Here is a 13,036-nt window from a genome sequence, read left to right as displayed (position 1 = left end):
CTCAGTTCCCCTGCCCTTTCAGAAAGTCTTGGTCTTTGATGCGGTATTCAGCGCTGCGCGCGTGGGCGCTCAGTGATTCGCCACGGGCCAGTACCGATGCAGTTTTGCCCAGCTCGGAAGCGCCGGCCTCGGAGCAGAAGATGATCGATGAGCGTTTCTGGAAGTCGTAGACGCCCAGCGGCGAGGAGAAGCGCGCGGTGCCCGAAGTCGGCAATACGTGGTTCGGGCCGGCACAGTAATCGCCCAACGCTTCGGACGTGTGGCGACCCATGAAGATCGCGCCAGCGTGGCGAATTTGCGGCAGCCAGGCTTGTGGATCAGCGACCGACAATTCCAGGTGTTCCGGGGCGATGCGGTTGGCGACTTCGATCGCCTGCGCCATGTCGCTCACTTGAATCAACGCACCGCGGCCATTGATCGAAGTTTCGATGATGGTCGCGCGGTCCATGGTCGGCAGCAATTTATTGATGCTTGCGGCCACCTTGTCGAGAAACTCGGCGTCGGGGCTGACCAGAATCGCTTGCGCGTCTTCGTCGTGCTCGGCCTGGGAGAACAAGTCCATGGCGATCCAGTCCGGATCGGTCTGGCCGTCGCAGACCACAAGAATTTCCGAAGGACCGGCGATCATGTCGATACCGACCTGGCCGAACACATGGCGCTTCGCAGTGGCGACATAGATATTGCCCGGGCCGACAACCTTGTCGACACGCGGAACGCTTTCGGTGCCGTAAGCCAGTGCGGCAACCGCTTGCGCACCACCGATGGTGAACACGCGGTCGACCCCGGCGATGCAGGCAGCGGCCAGCACCAGCTCGTTGATTTCACCGCGCGGGGTTGGCACGACCATGACTACTTCGGTGACGCCGGCCACCTTAGCCGGAATCGCATTCATCAACACCGACGACGGATACGAAGCCTTGCCGCCCGGCACGTACAGACCTGCACGATCCAGTGGCGTGACTTTCTGGCCGAGCACCGTGCCGTCAGCTTCGGTGTAGCTCCAGGAGTCCTGCTTCTGTTTTTCGTGATAGCTGCGTACCCGCGCGGCGGCGTTTTCCAGGGCCTCGCGCTGCGGCACGGTGATGCGGGTCAGGGCCAATTCGAGGCGCTCGCGCGGCAGGATCAGGTCGGCCATCGAGGCGACTTCGAGGCCGTCGAACTTCTGGGTGAACTCGACCAGCGCCGCGTCACCGCGCTCGCGCACAGCCTTGATGATGTCCAGCACGCGCTGATTGACCGAGTCGTCAGACACACTTTCCCAGCTCAGCAGATGACCCAGATGATGCGCGAAATCCGGGTCAGCAGCGTTGAGTCGGCGAATTGCAGTGGTTGCGGTCATAGCGAGAGCCTCATAGGAATTGGCAAAAACTCAGGCGCCCGAAACTAGCATTCGATCCGCTTGGGCACCTGAGAATTCTGGCTATGAGGCGGATAGACGGCGCGGCCTCGGGCCGCGCTGGTAGATCAGCCGCGGTGTCGCGATTCCACTGCGTTGCGCAGGGTGTCGATCAACGCCTGGATTCGAGCGTGCTGCATTTTCATTGAAGCCTTGTTGACCACCAGGCGCGAGCTGATCGTGGCGATCAATTCTTGTGGCTCCAGGCCGTTGGCGCGCAGGGTATTGCCGGTGTCGACCACGTCGATGATCTTGTCGGCCAGCCCGATCAGCGGCGCCAGTTCCATCGAGCCGTACAGCTTGATGATGTCGACCTGACGGCCCTGCTCGGCGTAATAACGCTTGGCAACGTTGACGAACTTGGTCGCCACGCGCAGACGGCCCTTGGGCTCGGCGGCGCCGATCTTGCCGGCGGTCATCAACTTGCACTGGGCGATCTGCAGGTCCAGCGGCTCGTACAGGCCCTGGCCGCTGTATTCCATCAGCACGTCCTTACCGGCGACGCCGAGGTCGGCCGCGCCATGCTCGACATAGGTCGGCACGTCGGTGGCACGCACGATCAGCAGACGCACGTCGTCCTGGGTCGTGGGAATGATCAGCTTGCGGCTCTTGTCCGGATTCTCGGTCGGCACGATGCCCGCTTCAGCGAGAAGCGGCAGGGTGTCGTCAAGGATGCGGCCCTTGGACAGTGCGATGGTCAACATGGGAAACGTCAGTCCTTATCAAGGTACTCATGCCCGGTCGCAATCGGCGCCGGACACACATCGAGGGTGCGTACACCCTCGACTCGAAACGAATTCAACGGACACGTCCCTGTGTCCCGATGCAGCGATCAGCCCGGAACCCGACGGATCTTGGCACCCAGCATTTGCAGTTTTTCTTCGATGCACTCGTAACCACGGTCGATGTGGTAGATGCGGTCGATCAGCGTGTCGCCTTCCGCCACCAATGCCGAGATCACCAGACTGGCCGATGCGCGCAGGTCGGTGGCCATGACTGGCGCGCCCTTGAGCTTCTCGATACCGGTGACGATCGCGGTGTTGCCCTCAACCTGGATATGCGCGCCCATGCGGTGCAGTTCGTACACGTGCATGAAACGGTTTTCGAAGATCGTCTCGATCACTGCACCGGTGCCTTCGGCAATGGCGTTGAGCGAAATGAACTGGGCCTGCATGTCGGTCGGGAACGCCGGGTACGGCGCGGTGCGCACGTTGACCGCTTTCGGGCGCTTGCCGTGCATGTTCAGCTCGATCCAGTCTTCACCGCAGGTGATTTCCGCGCCGGCTTCACGCAGCTTTTCCAGCACTGCTTCGAGAATGGTCGGATCGGTGTCCTTGACCTTGACGCGGCCACCGGTCACGGCAGCAGCGACCAGGTAGGTGCCGGTTTCGATACGGTCAGGCATGACCTTGTAGAAAGCCGAACCCAGACGCTCGACGCCATCGATGGTGATGGTGTCGGTGCCGGCGCCGGAAACCTTGGCGCCCATGGCGTTGAGGAAGTTCGCCAGATCGACCACTTCAGGCTCACGCGCGGCGTTCTGCAACACGCTGCGGCCTTTGGCCAGTGCAGCGGCCATCATGATGTTTTCGGTACCGGTCACGCTGACGGTGTCGAAGAAGAAATGCGCGCCGCGCAGGCCGCCTTCAGGCGCCTTGGCCTTGATGTAGCCGCCTTCGACGTCGATGACCGCGCCCATGGCTTCCAGACCGCGGATGTGCAGGTCAACCGGACGCGAACCGATGGCGCAACCGCCAGGCAGTGCGACTTCGGCTTCACCGAAACGGGCAACCATAGGGCCTAGTACCAGAATCGACGCACGCATGGTTTTCACCAGTTCGTACGGGGCGATCAGGGTCTTGATGGTGCGCGGGTCGATTTCGACGCTGAGCTTCTCGTCGATCACCGGCTCGATGCCCATGCGCCCGAACAGCTCGATCATGGTGGTGATGTCGTGCAGGTGCGGCAGGTTGCCAACGGTGACCGGGCCATCGCACAGCAAGGTCGCGGCCAGAATCGGCAGGGCGGAGTTCTTCGCGCCGGAAATGCGGATCTCGCCATCAAGACGAGCGCCACCGGTAATAATCAATTTATCCATTAGTATCTCGACGCCCTAGGGCTCAGGTGCGCTCGGCCCAGGCCGCGCGGCTGAAAAATTTCATAGTGACCGCATGGATGCTGCCATCGGTGATCCATGGGTTCAAATGGGCATAGACCTGCTGCTGACGCTTCACCGGGCTCAACGCCGCCAGTTCATCGCTAATCACGTTCAGCTGGAAGTTGCAGCCTTCGCCTTCAACTTCTACCAGCGTTCCTGGCAGCTTTCCTTCAAGGAAGCTCTTCACTTCTACGGCCTGCATGCTCAACCTCAATCGGCGCCCTGTGCGCACGGGTCGGACATCATACAAAAAGCCCCGCGCCTGCGAACCCCGCAACGCAGGACTCTGACGGGGGGCTTCTTTATAGATGTCGGTTCAGGGATGCGCCAACAGCTCGGTCAGTTCACTGACCTGAGCGATTTCGCGCATGTCTTCGGGCATCGCGCGAATGCTGACAGCCTTGCCGGCCGCCTGCGCATCGCGCATGAAGCACAGCAGCAATGACAGGCCGACGCTGCTGGACTTCTGCACCGCCGAACAATCGATGACCAGCGCCGATGCCTTGCTCGATTTGATCAGCGCCTGCCCTTCCTTGCGCAGGTCGGGCCCGGTGCGGTAATCCAGCACGCCGCTGAGCACCAGCTCGTCGACATCACTCATGCGAACTGCCGCCTCACTCATTGCGCTGGCTTCGCGGCGGCTTTGTCGGTTTCCTGCTTGGCCTTGGCCACTTCACCGGCCCAGCCATCGATGGTCTTGTCCAGATCGTTGCCATTGCGCTGCATGGCGTCGGCGAACTGATCACGGAACAGCTTGCCGATGTTGATGCCGTTGATGATCACGTTGCGCAGTTTCCACTCGCCACCGATCTTCTCAAGGGTGTACTGCACCGGATAAATCGCGCCGTTGCTGCCCTTGACGGTCATGTTGACGCTGGTGCGGTCGCCAGATTCGTCCTTGGCCGGGTCAACCGTGATGCCCTGGTTGTTGTATTCCAGCAGCGCGTTGCCGTAGAACTGGAACAGGCCGCGCTTGAAGTTTTCCTGAAAGCGTTGCATCTGCTCAGGCGTGGCCTTGCGCGAATACTTCACGGTCATGATGCTTTTGGAGATGCCCTCGGCATCCACCACCGGACCGACAATGCTGTTGAGCGCCGCATAGAAATCCTGCGGATCCTGCTTGTACTTTTCTTTATTGGCCTGCAAATCGGCAAGCATCCGGTTCGTGGTGTCCTGAATCAGGTCATGAGCCGATTGCCCCGGTGCGGCGTTAGCCATCAACGGCAGGGCCGCGAGCAACACCAACAGGCCACGTCGCAAGATAGAGATCATTCAAAAGCTCCTCATTTGGCGTCTTTGCTAACGGTATTGAGCAGGAATTTACCGATCAGGTCTTCCAGTACCAGTGACGACTGCGTGTCATGGATGGTTCCACCGTCTTTCAACTGGGTGTCTTCACCGCCGACGCTGATACCGATGTATTTCTCTCCCAGCAGACCCGCGGTGAGGATAGACGCTGTCGAGTCGACCGGCAGGTTGTCGACCTTTTTATCCACCTGCAGCGTGACTCGACCGGTGAAGCTGTCGCGATCCAGATCGATAGCAGTGACCTTACCGATGGTCACACCGGCCATGGTCACTTTGGCTCTGACCGTCAGACCGGCGATATTGTCGAAGTAGGCATATAGCTTGTAGGTATCGGTGGACGAAGTCGGAGACAGGCCGCTGACGCGCAAGGCGAGCAGCAGCAAAGCCAGGATCCCTGCCAGCAGGAACAGGCCGACACCGATTTCCAGGGTGCGGTTTTGCATCAGAAATCTCCAAACATCAAAGCGGTCAGAATAAAGTCCAGGCCGAGCACTGCCAGCGAGGCAAACACCACGGTCTTGGTGGTGGCACGACTGATTCCCTCGGAAGTGGGTTCACAGTCATAGCCTTGAAATACGGCGATCCAGGTCACGACGAAGGCGAAAACGACACTTTTGATCACGCCATTGAGCACGTCACTGGTGAAGGTCACGCTGTTCTGCATGTTCGCCCAGTACGAGCCTTCGTAGACACCCAGCCAGTCGACCGCGACCCACGAACCACCCCAGATGCCGACGACGCTGAAGATCATCGCCAGCACCGGCAGGGAAATGAAGCCGGCCCACAGGCGCGGGGCGATGATGTACTTGAGCGGATCGACACCGATCATTTCCAGGCTGGACAGCTGCTCGGTCGATTTCATGTTGCCGATCTCGGCGGTCAATGCCGAACCGGCGCGCCCCGCGAACAACAGTGCGGTCACCACCGGCCCGAGTTCACGCAGCAGGGTCAGGGCGACCATCTGCCCCACCGCCTGCTCTGAACCATAGCTGGAAAGAATGCTGAAGCCCTGCAGCGCGAGGACCATGCCGATGAAAATGCCGGAGACCACAATGATCACCAGCGACATGACGCCGACCGAATGCAGCTGCTTGATCAACAGGCCGAAACCACCGCTGATACCGCCACGGCCCAGCAGGGCGTGAAACAGGAACAGGGTCGCTCGACCAAACACCGCGACCGCGTCGATCGCCGATTCGCCGAACCGACGCACGCGTTCCATCAATGAAATTCTGCGCATCAGCGCTTCCCCAGAAGATCTGCGCGGTAATCCGTCGCTGGAAAGTGATACGGCACCGGGCCATCGGGATCGCCGGTCATGAACTGGCGGATACGCGGCTCATCCGAATTCATCAGCTCATCCGGCGTGCCCTGCCCCAGCACCTGACCATCGCCCACTACATAGATGTAGTCGGCAATGCTCGCGGTTTCCGCCAGATCGTGAGACACCACGATGCTGGTAATGCCCAACGCATCGTTGAGCAGACGGATCAGGCGCACCAGCACGCCCATGGCGATCGGGTCCTGGCCCACGAAGGGCTCGTCGTACATGAGAATCTGCGGATCGAGGGCTATCGCCCGGGCCAGCGCCACGCGGCGCTTCATGCCGCCGGACAGTTCGTCCGGCATCAGCTCGATGGCGCCACGCAGCCCCACGGCCTGCAGTTTGAGCAGGACGATGTCGCGGATCATGTCTTCCGGCAGCTGGGTGTGCACCCGCAGCGGAAAGGCCACGTTCTCGAACACATCGAGGTCGGTGAACAGCGCACCGCTCTGAAACAGCACGCCCATGTGCTTGCGCGCATCGAACAGATCACTGCGCGACAGCGTCGGCAGGTTCTGCCCATTGACCCAGACTTCGCCGCTGGACGGCCGCAACTGCGCGCCCATCAGGCGCAACAGCGTGGTCTTGCCGCAGCCGGAAGGCCCCATGATGCCGGTGACCTTGCCGCGCGGGATGCGGATATCGACGTTATTGAAAATGCTCCGCGCACCGCGCTTGAAGGAGACTCCCTTCAGCTCGACCGCGTAGGCGTTATCGGCACTCATCTAAACTCCTTGCGATGCAGCCTCTCACTGGGATGCCAGACTTTCCTCGGAAACACCTGCATCCCGGGCAGGCCGAACTGGCGGCGAACTATATCACTGCAAAGGCTGAGCGCCCAAGCGAGAACCCGGCCAAGATCGCCGACTGAAGAGGGCCTGAGCGAGTTTCAGAGGGTTTTGGTAACCAGTAATGACAAAGCACGTCGAACTTGCGTGAGGCTTTGCCACATAACCGCTATAATCGCCGCCTTTTCATCGGCCCATACGATTCTGACATGAGCAAAACCCGCGACCTGATTCAATCGGCACAACGCACCATCCGCCTCGAAGTGGAAGCCGTCCAAGGCTTGATGGCCCATATCGACGCCGATTTCGTACGCGCTTGCGAGATGATTCTGGCCAGCAAGGGCCGTGTGGTCGTGGTCGGCATGGGCAAATCCGGGCACATCGGCAACAAGATCGCCGCCACCCTGGCCAGCACCGGCACTCCGGCGTTTTTCGTGCATCCGGCCGAAGCCAGCCATGGCGACATGGGCATGATTACCCGCGACGACGTGATTCTGGCCCTGTCGAACTCTGGTTCGACCAATGAAATCGTGACGCTGCTGCCACTGATCAAGCGCTTGGGCATTCAACTGATCAGCGTCACCGGCAATCCGCAGTCGCCCTTGGCGAAGGCTGCCGAGGTCAATCTCAATGTGCATGTCGAGCACGAAGCCTGCCCGTTGAATCTGGCACCGACTTCTTCTACTACTGCTGCGCTGGTCATGGGCGATGCCCTGGCTGTGGCGTTGCTGGAAGCGCGTGGCTTTACCGCTGAAGATTTTGCGTTCTCGCATCCGGGCGGCGCCCTTGGCCGTCGCCTGCTGCTGAAAGTGGAAAACGTCATGCACGCCGGGCAAGAGCTGCCGCAGGTACAACGCGGCACCCTGCTCAAGGACGCACTGATGGAAATGACCCGCAAAGGCCTGGGCATGACCGCTGTCCTTGAAGCCGACGGCAAGCTCGCCGGGATATTCACTGACGGTGATTTGCGCCGCACCCTGGATCGCGCCATCGACATCCGCAGCGCCACCATCGATCAGGTGATGACCGCCCACGGCAAGACCGCCCGGCCCGACATGCTCGCCGCCGAAGCCCTGAAAATCATGGAAGACCATCGAATCAACGCCCTGGTAGTCGTCGACGAGGAGGATCGCCCGATCGGCGCCTTCAACCTCTCCGATCTGCTGCGCGCAGGAGTCATGTAATGAGCAACGATCTGCTGCAACGCGGCAAAGCGATCAAACTGGCAGTCTTCGATGTCGACGGTGTGCTCACCGACGGCCGCCTGTACTTTCTTGAAGACGGCAGCGAGTTCAAGACCTTCAACACCCTCGACGGCCAGGGCATCAAGATGCTGATGAATGCCGGCGTACAAACCGCAATCATCAGCGGTCGCAAGACCCCGGTGGTCGAGCGCCGCGCGAAGAACCTCGGCATCCCGCATCTGTTTCAGGGGCGTGAAGACAAACTGGTGGTGCTCGACGGCCTGCTCGCGCAACTGGGCCTAAGCTATGAAGAAGTCGCCTATCTGGGTGACGATCTGCCAGACTTGCCGGTAATCCGCCGTGTAGGGCTGGGCATGGCGGTGGCCAACGCTGCCGATTTCGTCCGCGAACACGCCCACGGCGTTACCCGCGCCCGTGGCGGCGAAGGTGCCGCCCGCGAATTCTGCGAATTGATCCTGCGCGCCCAGGGCCGCCTCGAAGCGGCCAACGCCGCGTACCTGTGAGCCTGACCATGTTTAGCAAAAAGTTTCGCAACTTCCTGCTGTTCGGCTGCATCGCGGCGATTTTCGCTGCGGTCGGCTACTGGAACATCAGCCCGGAACGCTTCCTCGACAAGCCACCGGTTTCGGCTGCCGAGAATCCGATCGACTGGTACGCGACCAACACGCATACCATTCAGTACCTGCCCGACGGTAAGGTGCAGTACGAGATGACTTCCGACAAGGCCGAGCACGTCAAGGCTACCGATATCACCCTGGTGACCAAGCCTGACTTGAACATGTATCGCGGCACCGACTTCCCTGGCACGTGACCAGCGAACGCGGCGAAGTGAACTCGGGCGGTACCGAAGTGGAATTGATCGATTCGGTCCGTGTGCAGCGCACCGATGAGAAAAAGCGCGGCACGCTGATCACCAGCACGCGCATGACCGTGTTCCCGCAGCAGGAATATGCGCAGACTGCGCAACCCGTTAGAATCGAGGGCGCTGGTGGCGTATCGACTGGCGTCGGAATGAAAGCGTACCTGAAGGACAGCAGGATACACCTGCAATCGAACGTAAGAGGACAGTATGAGGCTCGTTAAAACCCTCCCTATTTTGCTCAGTCTGGGCGCAGCACTGGGAAGCGCGAGCGCCTGGTCCCTGCCGAACGATCAGCAGCAGCCTATCCGCATTCAGGCCGACGACGCCCAACTCGACGACAAGAATGGCATCGCCACCTATAAAGGTGACGTGATCATTACCCAGGGCTCGATGATCGTTAAAGGCAACACCGTGACCATGACTCGCGCGCCCAACGGCGACATCGATGTGGTGACCTCGGTGGGCAACCTGGCTTACTTCGAGCAGCTGCAGACCCAGGGCGACGCCAATCCGGTCAAGGGCTACGGCGTGACGATTCAATACCACGCCCAGCAGAACCGGGTGGTGCTGATCGACAAGGCCAAGGTTATCGACAAGGATAACAACGTCACCCAGGGCGAAAAAATCGTCTACGACACCGTGAAGAAACTGGCCAGCGCAGGTCGCGCCACGGGCAGCAAGGTCACCGAATCGCGTCCGCGCATCGACATGGTGATCCAGCCGAAGAAGAAAACCGAAGAGAAATCCCAGTAATGGCAACTCTGAAAGCTCAGCACCTGGCCAAGGCCTATAAAAGCCGCCAGGTCGTGCGTGACGTCAGCCTGTCGATCGACAGCGGGCAGATCGTCGGCTTGCTCGGCCCGAATGGCGCCGGCAAAACGACGTGCTTCTACATGATCGTCGGCCTGGTGCAGGCGGATCAGGGCCGTGTGCTGATCGATGATCTGGACGTCAGCCATCAGCCGATGCACGGCCGCGCCAAGGCCGGTATCGGCTATCTGCCGCAAGAAGCGTCGATCTTCCGCAAACTGTCGGTTGCTGACAACATCATGGCGATCCTCGAGACTCGCCCGGAGCTCGACAAGGCCGGTCGTCGCAAGGAGCTGGAAAGCCTGCTGCAGGAATTCCACATCAGCCACATCCGCGACAACCTCGGCATGAGCCTGTCCGGTGGTGAGCGTCGCCGGGTGGAAATCGCTCGTGCGTTGGCGACTGCGCCGAAATTCATCCTGCTCGACGAACCGTTCGCCGGTGTCGACCCGATCTCGGTGGGCGACATCAAGCAGATCATCCACCACCTCAAGGCCAAGGGCATCGGTGTGCTGATCACCGACCACAACGTCCGTGAGACCCTGGATATTTGCGAAACCGCTTACATCGTCAACGACGGTCAATTGATCGCCGAAGGTGATGCCGAGACCATCCTGGCCAACGATCTGGTCAAGGAAGTGTATCTGGGTCACGAGTTCCGCCTGTAAGCGCGACAGCGCTGTATCGATTCAAGGCGCATTTATCCGCTTTAATTGTTACAGCGCTCTAGGCAAACACTTCAGTTTCAGGCATATAATTTGCTTAAGTTTGGCGCTTCGGCGCCCTGTAGTGGATGGCGCAAAGCGCCGGCGAATAAGGTGTTAAGCCCCTGCCATGAAACCATCGCTAGTCTTGAGAATGGGCCAGCAGCTGACGATGACGCCGCAGCTGCAACAGGCCATCCGTCTGCTCCAATTGTCGACCCTGGACCTGCAACAGGAGATCCAGGAGGCTCTGGAATCCAACCCGATGCTCGAACGCCAGGAAGAAGGCGACGACTTCGACAACGCCGATCCTCTGGCCGACAACGCCGAACAGAAGCCCGCCGAGATTCAGGAACCCTCCTATCAGGAAACCGCCCCGACGGTGGATAACCTCGAGGATGGCGAATGGAACGAGCGCATCCCCAACGAATTGCCGGTGGATACCGCCTGGGAAGACGTCTACCAGACCAGCGCCAGCAGCCTGCCCAGCAGCGATGACGACGAATGGGATTTCACCACCCGCACGTCCGCCGGCGAGAGCCTGCAGAGCCATCTGCTCTGGCAACTGAACCTGGCACCGATGTCCGACACCGATCGCCTGATCGCCGTGACCCTGATCGACTGCATCAACAATCAGGGCTACCTGGACGAAACGCTCGAAGAGATTCTCGAAGCATTCGATCCGGAACTGGACATCGAGCTCGATGAAATCGAAGCCGTTCTGCATCGCATCCAGCAATTCGAACCCGCCGGGATCGGCGCACGCAACCTCAGCGAATGCCTGCTTCTGCAACTGCGCCAACTGCCAGCCAAGACGCCGTGGCTGAGCGAAGCCAAGCGTCTGGTTACCGATTACATCGACTTGCTCGGCAGCCGCGATTACAGCCAGTTGATGCGCCGCATGAAGCTCAAGGAAGACGAGTTGCGCCAGGTCATCGAGCTGGTGCAGAGCCTCAATCCGCGTCCGGGCTCACAGATCGAATCGACCGAAGCCGAATACGTTATTCCCGATGTGATCGTGCGCAAGGACAACGAGCGCTGGCTGGTCGAGCTGAACCAGGAATCGGTGCCACGTCTGCGCGTCAACGCCCAGTACGCCGGGTTTGTGAAGCGTGCCGACACCAGCGCCGACAACACTTTCATGCGCAATCAGTTGCAGGAAGCCCGCTGGTTCATCAAGAGCCTGCAAAGCCGTAACGAAACCCTGATGAAAGTCGCCACGCAGATCGTCGAACATCAGCGCGGCTTCCTCGAATACGGCGACGAAGCGATGAAGCCGCTGGTATTGCATGACATCGCCGAAGCGGTCGGCATGCACGAATCAACGATTTCCCGGGTAACCACGCAAAAATTCATGCATACCCCGCGCGGTATTTATGAGCTGAAATACTTTTTCTCCAGCCACGTCAGCACCTCCGAAGGCGGCGAATGCTCGTCCACAGCGATCCGCGCGATCATCAAGAAATTGGTCGCCGCGGAAAATCAGAAAAAGCCGTTGAGTGACAGCAAGATCGCTGGTTTACTGGAGGCACAAGGCATTCAGGTGGCTCGCCGCACCGTCGCCAAGTACCGCGAATCCCTCGGAATCGCGCCTTCGAGCGAACGCAAGCGGTTGATGTAAGCCACGTTACAGCGTTCCAGTGGCAGGCTTTTCGGCCTGCCGCTTTATGCACTGGCAACGAAGGAGAAGCTGTATGCAAGTCAACATCAGTGGACACCAACTGGAAGTGACCCAACCTCTGCGTTCCTACATCGAGGAAAAACTCCAACGACTGGAGCGACATTTCGACAAGATCACCAACGTGCAGGTCACGATGTGCGTCGAAAAGCTGAAGCAGAAGATCGAAGCCACCTTGCATATCCCCGGCAGCGAAGTGGTCGCCAACGCAGAAGATACTGACATGTACGCTGCGATCGACTCACTCACCGACAAGCTGGATCGCCAACTCAAAAAGCATAAGGAAAAGACCCAGAGCCTCCTCCAGGGCGCGACCGGTCGTTAACACCCCTATCCCATGATCCGACTTGAAACCATCCTGACCCCCGGCCGTTCCCAGGTGAACGCGCCGGGCGGCAGCAAGAAAAAGCCCTCGAACAAATTGCCAACCTGATCCACCGCGAAGTGCCGGATCTGGCGATGCAGGATGTTTTCGAGGCGTTGATCGCCCGTGAAAAACTCGGCTCCACCGGTTTTGGTAACGGCATCGCCATTCCCCACTGCCGCCTCAAGGGCTGCACGGCGCCAGTCAGTGCCCTGCTGCACCTTGAAGCTCCAATCGATTTCGACGCCATCGACGGCGCCCCGGTCGACCTGCTCTTCGTGCTGCTGGTCCCGGAGGCCGCGACTGATGCGCATCTGGAGTTGCTGCGCCAGATCGCCAGCATGCTCGACCGCAAGGAAGTGCGCGAAAAACTGCGCAGCGCCGCGAGCAACGAAGCCTTGTACCAGGTTGTGCTGGACGAGCAGAACGGGCACTAATC

The 13,036-nt window shown here is 59.9% G+C and carries 15 protein-coding genes and 2 pseudogenes; 8 read left to right on the top strand and 9 right to left on the bottom strand.

The genetic code is table 11. The annotated features are described in order from the left end of the window. Window position 1: 1 nt before the first annotated feature. The 9 genes from hisD to ACZZZ4_RS13190 form a co-directional block, all read right to left on the bottom strand. Window positions 2–1,339 carry a histidinol dehydrogenase gene (gene hisD / locus ACZZZ4_RS13230; protein ID WP_463547991.1) on the bottom strand — a complete coding sequence of 446 codons (1,338 nt, stop codon included), beginning with the start codon at window positions 1,337–1,339 and terminating at the stop codon, window positions 2–4. Window positions 1,340–1,464: 125 nt separating this feature from the next. Next, window positions 1,465–2,100 (bottom strand): ATP phosphoribosyltransferase, encoded by a 636-nt coding sequence (gene hisG / locus ACZZZ4_RS13225; protein WP_016771668.1) that lies wholly within the window; start codon window positions 2,098–2,100, stop codon window positions 1,465–1,467. Between the two features lie 128 nt (window positions 2,101–2,228). Beyond that, window positions 2,229–3,494 (bottom strand): UDP-N-acetylglucosamine 1-carboxyvinyltransferase, encoded by a 1,266-nt coding sequence (gene murA / locus ACZZZ4_RS13220; RefSeq protein ID WP_016771669.1) that lies wholly within the window; start codon window positions 3,492–3,494, stop codon window positions 2,229–2,231. A gap of 22 nt (window positions 3,495–3,516) precedes the next feature. Continuing rightward, the gene (locus ACZZZ4_RS13215; RefSeq protein WP_016771670.1) at window positions 3,517–3,756 is read right to left on the bottom strand and encodes a BolA family protein; all 240 of its coding nucleotides are present in this window, start codon (window positions 3,754–3,756) and stop codon (window positions 3,517–3,519) included. A gap of 114 nt (window positions 3,757–3,870) precedes the next feature. Continuing rightward, entirely contained in the window at window positions 3,871–4,176 is a 306-nt protein-coding gene (locus ACZZZ4_RS13210) for an STAS domain-containing protein (protein WP_039759362.1), read from the bottom strand. After that, the gene (locus ACZZZ4_RS13205) at window positions 4,173–4,826 is read right to left on the bottom strand and encodes an MlaC/ttg2D family ABC transporter substrate-binding protein (protein WP_129999927.1); all 654 of its coding nucleotides are present in this window, start codon (window positions 4,824–4,826) and stop codon (window positions 4,173–4,175) included. Before ACZZZ4_RS13205 ends, ACZZZ4_RS13210 begins: the two co-directional genes overlap by 4 nt. A gap of 11 nt (window positions 4,827–4,837) precedes the next feature. After that, window positions 4,838–5,305, bottom strand: coding sequence for an outer membrane lipid asymmetry maintenance protein MlaD (gene mlaD / locus ACZZZ4_RS13200; protein WP_016771673.1), 468 nt, complete (start codon window positions 5,303–5,305; stop codon window positions 4,838–4,840). Next, window positions 5,305–6,102, bottom strand: a complete 798-nt coding sequence (gene mlaE / locus ACZZZ4_RS13195; RefSeq protein ID WP_039759366.1) for a lipid asymmetry maintenance ABC transporter permease subunit MlaE — start codon at window positions 6,100–6,102, stop codon at window positions 5,305–5,307. Before mlaE ends, mlaD begins: the two co-directional genes overlap by 1 nt. Further along, a complete protein-coding gene (locus tag ACZZZ4_RS13190) occupies window positions 6,102–6,911 on the bottom strand; it encodes an ATP-binding cassette domain-containing protein (RefSeq protein WP_039759369.1) in 810 nt (269 codons plus the stop codon). Before ACZZZ4_RS13190 ends, mlaE begins: the two co-directional genes overlap by 1 nt. Before the next feature lie 272 nt (window positions 6,912–7,183). Between ACZZZ4_RS13190 and ACZZZ4_RS13185 the strand changes: the two genes are divergently transcribed. From ACZZZ4_RS13185 to ptsN, 8 genes and pseudogenes are all read left to right on the top strand, one after another. After that, the gene (locus tag ACZZZ4_RS13185; RefSeq protein WP_463547990.1) at window positions 7,184–8,158 is read left to right on the top strand and encodes a KpsF/GutQ family sugar-phosphate isomerase; all 975 of its coding nucleotides are present in this window, start codon (window positions 7,184–7,186) and stop codon (window positions 8,156–8,158) included. Beyond that, window positions 8,158–8,682: a KdsC family phosphatase gene (locus tag ACZZZ4_RS13180; protein ID WP_016771677.1), complete on the top strand. Its 525-nt coding sequence runs from the start codon at window positions 8,158–8,160 to the stop codon at window positions 8,680–8,682. The genes ACZZZ4_RS13185 and ACZZZ4_RS13180 overlap by 1 nt, the downstream gene beginning before the upstream one ends. An 8-nt stretch (window positions 8,683–8,690) precedes the next feature. Then, a pseudogene (gene lptC / locus ACZZZ4_RS13175) lies at window positions 8,691–9,262 on the top strand (LPS export ABC transporter periplasmic protein LptC). Further along, window positions 9,249–9,794 carry a lipopolysaccharide transport periplasmic protein LptA gene (gene lptA / locus ACZZZ4_RS13170; RefSeq protein WP_016771679.1) on the top strand — a complete coding sequence of 182 codons (546 nt, stop codon included), beginning with the start codon at window positions 9,249–9,251 and terminating at the stop codon, window positions 9,792–9,794. Before lptC ends, lptA begins: the two are co-directional and overlap by 14 nt. Further along, window positions 9,794–10,519 (top strand): LPS export ABC transporter ATP-binding protein, encoded by a 726-nt coding sequence (gene lptB, locus ACZZZ4_RS13165; protein WP_024011621.1) that lies wholly within the window; start codon window positions 9,794–9,796, stop codon window positions 10,517–10,519. Before lptA ends, lptB begins: the two co-directional genes overlap by 1 nt. A gap of 166 nt (window positions 10,520–10,685) precedes the next feature. Continuing rightward, window positions 10,686–12,176, top strand: a complete 1,491-nt coding sequence (locus ACZZZ4_RS13160) for an RNA polymerase factor sigma-54 (protein ID WP_039759377.1) — start codon at window positions 10,686–10,688, stop codon at window positions 12,174–12,176. Between the two features lie 73 nt (window positions 12,177–12,249). Continuing rightward, window positions 12,250–12,558, top strand: coding sequence for a ribosome hibernation-promoting factor, HPF/YfiA family (gene hpf, locus ACZZZ4_RS13155; RefSeq protein WP_007912419.1), 309 nt, complete (start codon window positions 12,250–12,252; stop codon window positions 12,556–12,558). Window positions 12,559–12,570: 12 nt separating this feature from the next. Next, window positions 12,571–13,034 (top strand): annotated as a pseudogene (ptsN, locus tag ACZZZ4_RS13150) (PTS IIA-like nitrogen regulatory protein PtsN). The last annotated feature ends 2 nt before the right edge of the window (window positions 13,035–13,036 follow it).

Source organism: Pseudomonas sp. AC252 (assembly GCF_979258105.1).
This window is presented reverse-complemented; position numbering and strand designations above follow the sequence as displayed.

Excerpts from the sequence above, each read along its gene's own strand:
- hisD (WP_463547991.1), bottom strand. The coding sequence starts at position 1,339 with ATGACCGCAACCACTGCAATTCGCCGACTCAACGCTGCTGACCCGGAT.
- hisG (WP_016771668.1), bottom strand. The coding sequence starts at position 2,100 with ATGTTGACCATCGCACTGTCCAAGGGCCGCATCCTTGACGACACCCTG.
- murA (WP_016771669.1), bottom strand. The coding sequence starts at position 3,494 with ATGGATAAATTGATTATTACCGGTGGCGCTCGTCTTGATGGCGAGATC.
- ACZZZ4_RS13215 (WP_016771670.1), bottom strand. The coding sequence starts at position 3,756 with ATGCAGGCCGTAGAAGTGAAGAGCTTCCTTGAAGGAAAGCTGCCAGGA.
- ACZZZ4_RS13210 (WP_039759362.1), bottom strand. The coding sequence starts at position 4,176 with ATGAGTGAGGCGGCAGTTCGCATGAGTGATGTCGACGAGCTGGTGCTC.
- ACZZZ4_RS13205 (WP_129999927.1), bottom strand. The coding sequence starts at position 4,826 with ATGATCTCTATCTTGCGACGTGGCCTGTTGGTGTTGCTCGCGGCCCTG.
- mlaD (WP_016771673.1), bottom strand. The coding sequence starts at position 5,305 with ATGCAAAACCGCACCCTGGAAATCGGTGTCGGCCTGTTCCTGCTGGCA.
- mlaE (WP_039759366.1), bottom strand. The coding sequence starts at position 6,102 with ATGCGCAGAATTTCATTGATGGAACGCGTGCGTCGGTTCGGCGAATCG.
- ACZZZ4_RS13190 (WP_039759369.1), bottom strand. The coding sequence starts at position 6,911 with ATGAGTGCCGATAACGCCTACGCGGTCGAGCTGAAGGGAGTCTCCTTC.
- ACZZZ4_RS13185 (WP_463547990.1), top strand. The coding sequence starts at position 7,184 with ATGAGCAAAACCCGCGACCTGATTCAATCGGCACAACGCACCATCCGC.
- ACZZZ4_RS13180 (WP_016771677.1), top strand. The coding sequence starts at position 8,158 with ATGAGCAACGATCTGCTGCAACGCGGCAAAGCGATCAAACTGGCAGTC.
- lptA (WP_016771679.1), top strand. The coding sequence starts at position 9,249 with ATGAGGCTCGTTAAAACCCTCCCTATTTTGCTCAGTCTGGGCGCAGCA.
- lptB (WP_024011621.1), top strand. The coding sequence starts at position 9,794 with ATGGCAACTCTGAAAGCTCAGCACCTGGCCAAGGCCTATAAAAGCCGC.
- ACZZZ4_RS13160 (WP_039759377.1), top strand. The coding sequence starts at position 10,686 with ATGAAACCATCGCTAGTCTTGAGAATGGGCCAGCAGCTGACGATGACG.
- hpf (WP_007912419.1), top strand. The coding sequence starts at position 12,250 with ATGCAAGTCAACATCAGTGGACACCAACTGGAAGTGACCCAACCTCTG.